Raw genomic sequence first — 6,759 nt, forward strand, 5'->3', positions numbered from 1 at the left:
GGGGGGGGGCAAATCGTCAACCCCCGCAAGGGATCGCAGTTCGGCCGGGATGTTCGAAAAGCGCTCGATAAAGTCGCCAGCGTCTATCCTGACGCCAATGTCGAGCATGTCGATGGTGGGTTACGCCTTTATCCCTCACCGCCGTCCGTCGGCCGAAAGCTCCACGTTGTTGGTGGGGGTGTGTCGACCGTCAAAAAGAAGCCGACCGGGAAGAAGGATGACAAGCCGATCCGGTCGATGCGCCATCCAGCCCTGGTTCGGGATCTCGAGGCTCGAGGCTTCATGGGGCGCCTCGGTTTCCTGGAACGTCTGCGCCGGCATGCAAGAAAGAATGGGCTTCCCGAGCCTGACAGAACTCTCGCGGACGACCCGATCGCTCTCGCCGACGCACTTGTTGATATGGGAATAGAGACGCCGGGCTAATCATCGCAGAAACTGACGTCCTCTCCGGCCTAAACGAAGAGGGTTGCGGAACCAAACTGCTCAAGGAACTGCTGACCCCCGCCTCACTGAGGCCGGCACGGGTCAGGTCGTGACCGCCATGGCCGCCGATATCAAGCGAGAGGCGCGGGTGCGCCAACAGGTCGAGAGGCCGACAGGCTGCAGGGACTGAGACACTACCTACCATTGACACGTGAGGTGCTCCCCGCTCTTTTTGGCGGGCTCCCACCCATGGGGGCTTGATCGACGGCGACGCGCCACATCTACGCGGAGCGACAGTGCGGCGGCTTAGTATCGAACGAGCGCGCCGATACGCGTTTGCCGTACTTGGGGGGCACCGATCCCCCTTGCCGTCACCGGAGGTGTGCGGCATCAACTCGACACCTTCCCCGATGCGGGATCGACAATCAGATCGCTGGAGCCATGGCAAACAATTATGTAGCCGTCAGCCGAGAGGCACACCGCCATAAGGGCTGGAAGCCCTGGAAACACATGTCGTTTGCCGTCGAAATGGCGGTTGTGCCGATCGTTGGCGCCGAGGTGCCCAAGGCAACCATGACCATGCCGATCGCCTTTCTGAAACAAGGCGAGCAATACGTTTTGCATGTGCTGACAGGGCTTGAGCCTGGTCGCAATCTCTTTATTACCGACGAAGGCCAGTGGCTTGGCAGCTACGTTCCCGCGGCTTTACGCGGTTTTCCATTCTCGCTTGCCGAGGTCGAAGAGCAATGGGTTCTGTGCATCAGTGAGTCGAGTGGACTGCTTGTCGATGCCGACAAGGCGGATAAGAAGTTCTTTGATGACGAGGGTGAGATCAGCACCGATCTGGCTGCCGTGCGGGATTTTCTGTTCCAGGTCGAACAGAACCGCACCGTGACCAATGCCGCCTGTCAGGCCATGGGAGAGCTTGGGATTATCGAACCTTGGCCGATCACGCTTAAAATGGGTGGGCGCGACCGTAATGTCGAAGGACTGTATCGTGTCAGTGAAACCGCCCTGAATGCCGCTGACGACGAGGTCTTCGCGAAACTCCGTCACAGCGGCGCGCTGCCAATTGCGTACATGCAGATGCTCTCGATGACTCACCTGCCTCTTCTCGGGCGGCTGTCAGACGCACATGCGAAACGCAAGCAGCAGATGGCGGCGATCATGGCGGATAGCTTCCTCACACCGAATTCAGACGACATCCAATTCAATTTTGATTGAAGATCATCCCGCCCCGAATTGCCCCACGCGCCATGCTACGTGTCGGGTTGGGTTGATGCGGGTCGCAGGAGCACTGAAGGTCGAGGGCCGTGAGCGGCGCTGGTGGATGAAGGGGCTCAGTAGTGGAAACGGGCAACGCCGTGGTGATCGATCGCATCGTTAGCACATTCATTGCCCCGGCTTGTGGATGTGCCTTGTGTGCGGGCAAGTCCCAGTTCGATCTGTCGGGCACACCGCGAGTGGCAGCGGATGTCGAAGCATCCAGCTATGTCTCTGCGCTGTTGACCTCGGGTTCGCTGAAATGGGGTCCTTCAGCCACTGGGACCTCTGCGGTCGTGACCTACAGCTTCATGACGGCGGCACCGTCCTATGCCGATGATGACGAGCGGTTCGGCTTCAGTGCAATGAACTCCGCCCAGCGCTCAGCTGCCGTGCAGGCTCTGGATGCCTGGGCGGAGGTTGCGGGCATTACGTTTGTTGAGGTTTCCGATGCGGGCGACGGCGGTTTCATCCGGTTTGGAACCAATGATCAGCTCGGCATTTCGAGCGGCTACGCCTACTACCCGGGTACGAGCGATGCCAATGGTGATGTCTATATCGCCAATGACCAGGCGGTAAATCAAAGCCCCGTCGCCGGAGACTACGGATACCTCACTCTCCTGCACGAGATCGGCCACGCCATTGGCCTCAAGCACCCGGGCAACTACAGTGCGGACGGCAACGGAACAGAGGGCCCCTATCTGCCAAGCTCGGAGGATAGCGAGCAATACTCGGTGATGTCGTATAACGACCATCCGGGCGTGAGCACCTATTCCCAGGGGCCAGGGCTTTATGACATCGCCGCCATCCAGTACCTCTACGGTGCCAACACGACGGCGAATGCCGGCGACAACACCTATATCCTCAACGACACCCAAAACCCCACAATCCGCACCATTTGGGACACTGGCGGCACTGACACGATCGACTTCTCCGGCCAGACGACCGGTGCCGTCATCTCGCTGCTGGCTGGAAGTTTCAGTTCAGTGGGCCCAAGCGGCAACGGCGAGAGGGCGAGCGACAATGTGGCGATCGCCTTCGGGGTGACGATCGAGAACGTAAGTGCCGGTAGAGGTGATGACGTTGTGACCGGTAACGCGGCCAATAACGTGCTCCGGGGCGGGCTCGGGGACGACCAGCTTGATGGGGGTACTGGCACCGACGCGGCTCTCTTCTCTGGTGCGCAGGCGGCGTATTCGTGGACGAGTTCGGGTGATTTTCTGAACATCTCCGGCCCCGATGGGAGCGACACCCTCAGTAATCTGGAGATCCTGCGGTTCGACGACGGTTCGGTAAATCTCCGGGCCGAGAACCCAGTCTATCGGTTCTACAACTCGGTCTCTGACACCCATTTCTACACGGGCTCGGCCGCAGAGCGTGATGGCATCATCGAAACAGTGCCGAGTTTCGTCTACGAGGGCCCGAACTTTGCGACGTCATCATCTGGTAATCAGCCAGTCTGGCGCTTCTACAACACCATGACCGACTCGCATTTCTATACGATCTCCACGGCCGAACGCGACTGGATCGCCGCCAACATGCCGACCTTCAATTTTGAAGGTGAGGCCTATCGGGCAAGCGAAACGCAGAGCGATGGCATGGGCGCTCTCTACCGCTTTCTCAACACCCAGACCGGCTCACATTTCTTCACAGCAAGCGCGACCGAGGCGAGCCAGGTGGAGGCCACCATCCCGCATTTCGAAGCGGAGGGTGTGGCCTATTATGTGGGGCTTCTTTGAGGTCAGCGTGGCCGGAAACCAACATGAACGCACTTGACCCGCCGGGTCGGTGTCTGTCATGAGCCGCCAGTAACGATGGGAAAAGATCCCGATGGGCAGCGCTGCCGCCCTGTCATGTTAAGCTGAACGCAACGAGCCCCGAGGGACGATGCCTTTGCCGATTGCCGTCAAGTCGATGTCCTTCGCCCATAGCGAGCCCGAGGACCGGTTGGTCTTGCTTGTGGAGGGAGAGGCAGGCGCCAGGCTGGCATTGATGTTTACCCGTCGGCTGACCGAGCGCCTGATGAACGGTCTTGCTGGTATCATCGAGCGCTCGAGCGTGGCCGCCAACCACGCACCGGCTGACATGCGCGGCGATGTGGTTCTCCTTGAGCATCAAGGAGCGGTCTTGGCGACGAGCGAACCTAGCGGGGCTGGCGTGTTGCCCGGCACGCAGCAGTCGCAGGCAGAGGCTATTACGGGTGAGGTTCCGGCACGATTGGTGACGAGTGTGTCTGTCACCGTTCATCCTGAAACGTTTGATGTCGTCATGCATGATGCTGAGACAATCCTTGCGCGTTTCCAGGCCAATCGAACGGAGCTTCACCGAATCCTCGATGTTTTTGGCCGGCAGGCCAAAGCGGCTGAATGGAATTTGCGGACAGAGGCCAGCTGGTTGGAGCCTGGGCAGACACGTGTGGTGCTGAACTGAGGCCACCTGCGCAATGCTGATGGTCGCCGATCAGGGGAGCTGTCGGCTATCGCACTGGACCGTGATGCCGGTCGACATTGACGCAGCTTCGCCCTCGAGATTGACACTGTTTGGGCGATAGTTGAAGAAAGGGGCCGCACCGGGAGGCCTCGGCTGGTTGGGGCTGTGTGATCGATTCTGCGATTGATGCGGCAAACGGTACAGCAACATGGCTACCGCTGGATCATGCCGGTATGATCCATGATCGGAACTCGATAGCGGGTGTGATAGCAACGCGGTTTTCACCGTCTCTTTGAGGTGGCCTGCGGTGCGGCGTGCTCTGGAGGAACTATGAGCAAGAAGCCCAGGACAGTACTTCACGACGCCGTCGCGGCGTGTAAGCCGTACCTGGCCGCGGTGGTGTTTTTCAGCCTGTTCATCAACCTGCTGATGTTCGTAGCCCCTCTGTACATGTTGCAGATCTACGACCGCGTGCTGATGAGCCGCAGCACAGTCACGCTGATCGCGCTGAGTGTGATCGCAATTGGCCTTCTCATCGTCTATGGCGTGCTGGAAGCCGTTCGCTCGCGCATCCTGACCCGTGCTGGCATCAAGATCGACGAGAAGCTGAACGCGCCGGTGTTTCGCGCGATCTTCCAGGGGTCGGTGCGTGCCAAAGGTGGCTCTTCGACCCAGGCGCTGCGCGACATGGACACGCTGCGCGAGTTCCTCTCGGGAGGGGCGGTGCTGGCGTTCTGTGACGCGCCCTGGGTTCCCATCTTCATTGCCGTTGGCTTCGTCCTGCACCCGGTACTGGGCCTCGTGTCACTTGGGGGCAGCATTATCATTTTCGCTTTGGCGCTCGCCAACGAGACCTCGACACGGTCGATGCTGCAGTCAGCCGGGGCTAGCAGCCTGAAGGCGACAAACGAGGCTACGACCAACCTGCGTAATGCCGAGGTGGTCCAGGCGATGGGCATGCTACCCGCTGTGATGAACCGCTGGAGCACGCGCCATGGGGAAGCACTTACGCAGCAATTCGACGCCAGCAATCGCGCCGGCGCGATATTGGCGTCATCACGCTTTGTGCGGCTTGCCTTGCAGGTCACGATCCTCGGTGCTGGCGCGTTTCTGGCGGTAAAGGGCGAGATCACACCGGGTACGATGATCGCGGCCTCGATCATCATGGGGCGGGCGCTTGCTCCGGTGGAAATGGCGGTTGGCCAGTGGAAATCCTTCGTCAGTGGCCGCAATGCCTACAAGCGTCTGGACGAGCTTCTGGATCATGCAAGCGCTCAAGAAATACCAATGCGCCTGCCCGATCCGAAGGGCGACATCAAGATCCGCAATATCAGCGTTGTGCCGCCGGGCGGACGGAACTTGGTACTGAATAACGTTTCGATCGATCTTGAGGCGGGAACAGCAATTGGGTTGGTCGGCCCAAGTGGATCTGGCAAATCGTCCCTGGCCCGCGCGTTGGTTGGGGTATGGCCGACAGCGGCGGGAACAATCCGGTACGACGGTGCAGACCTAAAACAATGGGACCCCGAGCATCTAGGACCCCATATTGGTTACATGCCACAAGACGTGGAGTTGTTCTCTGGTACTGTCGCGGAGAACATAGCGCGCTTTCAGGAAATTGACTCTGAAGCAGTTGTAGCGGCAGCTACCAAGGCTGGCGTACATGAGATGATCCTGCAGCTCCCGGATGGCTACGACACCCAACTTGGTGATGGCGGACGAGCCCTATCCGGAGGGCAGCGCCAACGCGTCGCACTAGCTCGAGCACTTTTCGGCAATCCAAAGATCCTGGTGCTCGACGAGCCCAACGCCAATCTGGATACCGACGGCGAGCAGGCTCTGGCGCGCGCTCTACAGCAGGCTAAATCCGAAGGATCCACAATTGTGGTGATCAGCCACAGACCGTCGCTGCTCTCGGTTGTTGACGTGATTGCGGTGTTGAAGGACGGAGCGCTGATGAAATACGGCCCCCGCGAGACCGTACTCGGAGAACTCAGCAAACCGGTTCAACCACTCGCTCTCGCCGCCACCTCTGGCGGCCAAAGCTGAGAGTTGCCTGTAGGCACACAGGCTAATTCCACCATTTGCGGCTCCCGCCGGCCGTAAAGTCGAGGTTTACTGACATGGCTATGCAATCAGCAACGGAACCTCAGCTTCCCGCGTTGACAGGCGATAATGCACCAAAGCCCTTCCGGCCTACAGCCGGTCTGCGGGGGACCGTTGGCTTTGGCCTAGCGGTCGTGTTGATCGCTTTCGTAGGATTTGGCGGCTGGGCTGCGGTTGCCCCCCTGGCGCGAGCAATCCCTGCTCCGGCCGTGCTTTCGGTCAAGGGAGAACGCAAGCAGATCCAGCATCTCGAAGGTGGAATCGTCGAACGTATTTTGGTCGAAGAAGGTGAGCACGTCGACAAGGGTCAGACTCTCGTGATCCTTGATAGTGTGCAAGCCGGGGCGACCACAGCGCGCCTTCGCTTACAGATCGACCAGCAACTTGCCACTCAGGCGCGTCTGCGTGCGGAGCTCGCCGATATCCAAGAAATCGAGTTTCCTGAGGAACTGATCGAGCGTGCTGCGAGCGATCCTCAGGTGATGACGGTCATAACAGCTGAGGTCGATCAGTTCGAAGCCCGTCGGGAGTCTCTCG

5 protein-coding genes and 1 pseudogene are annotated in these 6,759 nt (G+C 59.6%); all 6 read left to right on the plus strand.

Going from position 1 to position 6,759, the window contains the following annotated elements:
• Window positions 1-423, plus strand: a 423-nt coding sequence (locus BLS34_RS26120) for a hypothetical protein (protein ID WP_215906214.1), incomplete at its 5' end; no start/stop codon positions are given.
• 441 nt (window positions 424-864) lie between these two features.
• The gene (locus BLS34_RS24870; RefSeq protein WP_093154764.1) at window positions 865-1,647 is read left to right on the plus strand and encodes a SapC family protein; all 783 of its coding nucleotides are present in this window, start codon (window positions 865-867) and stop codon (window positions 1,645-1,647) included.
• A 122-nt stretch (window positions 1,648-1,769) separates the two neighbouring features.
• Window positions 1,770-3,425, plus strand: coding sequence for a M10 family metallopeptidase C-terminal domain-containing protein (locus tag BLS34_RS24875; RefSeq protein ID WP_139189486.1), 1,656 nt, complete (start codon window positions 1,770-1,772; stop codon window positions 3,423-3,425).
• A gap of 148 nt (window positions 3,426-3,573) precedes the next feature.
• Window positions 3,574-4,116 (plus strand): hypothetical protein, encoded by a 543-nt coding sequence (locus BLS34_RS24880; protein WP_093154770.1) that lies wholly within the window; start codon window positions 3,574-3,576, stop codon window positions 4,114-4,116.
• Between the two features lie 330 nt (window positions 4,117-4,446).
• Complete coding sequence (locus BLS34_RS24885; RefSeq protein WP_093154772.1) at window positions 4,447-6,165, plus strand: type I secretion system permease/ATPase; 1,719 nt, start codon at window positions 4,447-4,449, stop codon at window positions 6,163-6,165.
• A 191-nt stretch (window positions 6,166-6,356) separates the two neighbouring features.
• Window positions 6,357-6,759 (plus strand): annotated as a pseudogene (locus tag BLS34_RS25735) (HlyD family type I secretion periplasmic adaptor subunit); the annotation flags it as partial.

Source organism: Thalassobaculum litoreum DSM 18839 (genome assembly GCF_900102465.1).
Taxonomy (GTDB): domain Bacteria; phylum Pseudomonadota; class Alphaproteobacteria; order Thalassobaculales; family Thalassobaculaceae; genus Thalassobaculum; species Thalassobaculum litoreum.

Coding starts and splice junctions, on each gene's coding strand:
- BLS34_RS24870 (WP_093154764.1), top strand. CDS start 865: ATGGCAAACAATTATGTAGCCGTCAGCCGAGAGGCACACCGCCATAAG.
- BLS34_RS24880 (WP_093154770.1), top strand. CDS start 3,574: ATGCCTTTGCCGATTGCCGTCAAGTCGATGTCCTTCGCCCATAGCGAG.
- BLS34_RS24885 (WP_093154772.1), top strand. CDS start 4,447: ATGAGCAAGAAGCCCAGGACAGTACTTCACGACGCCGTCGCGGCGTGT.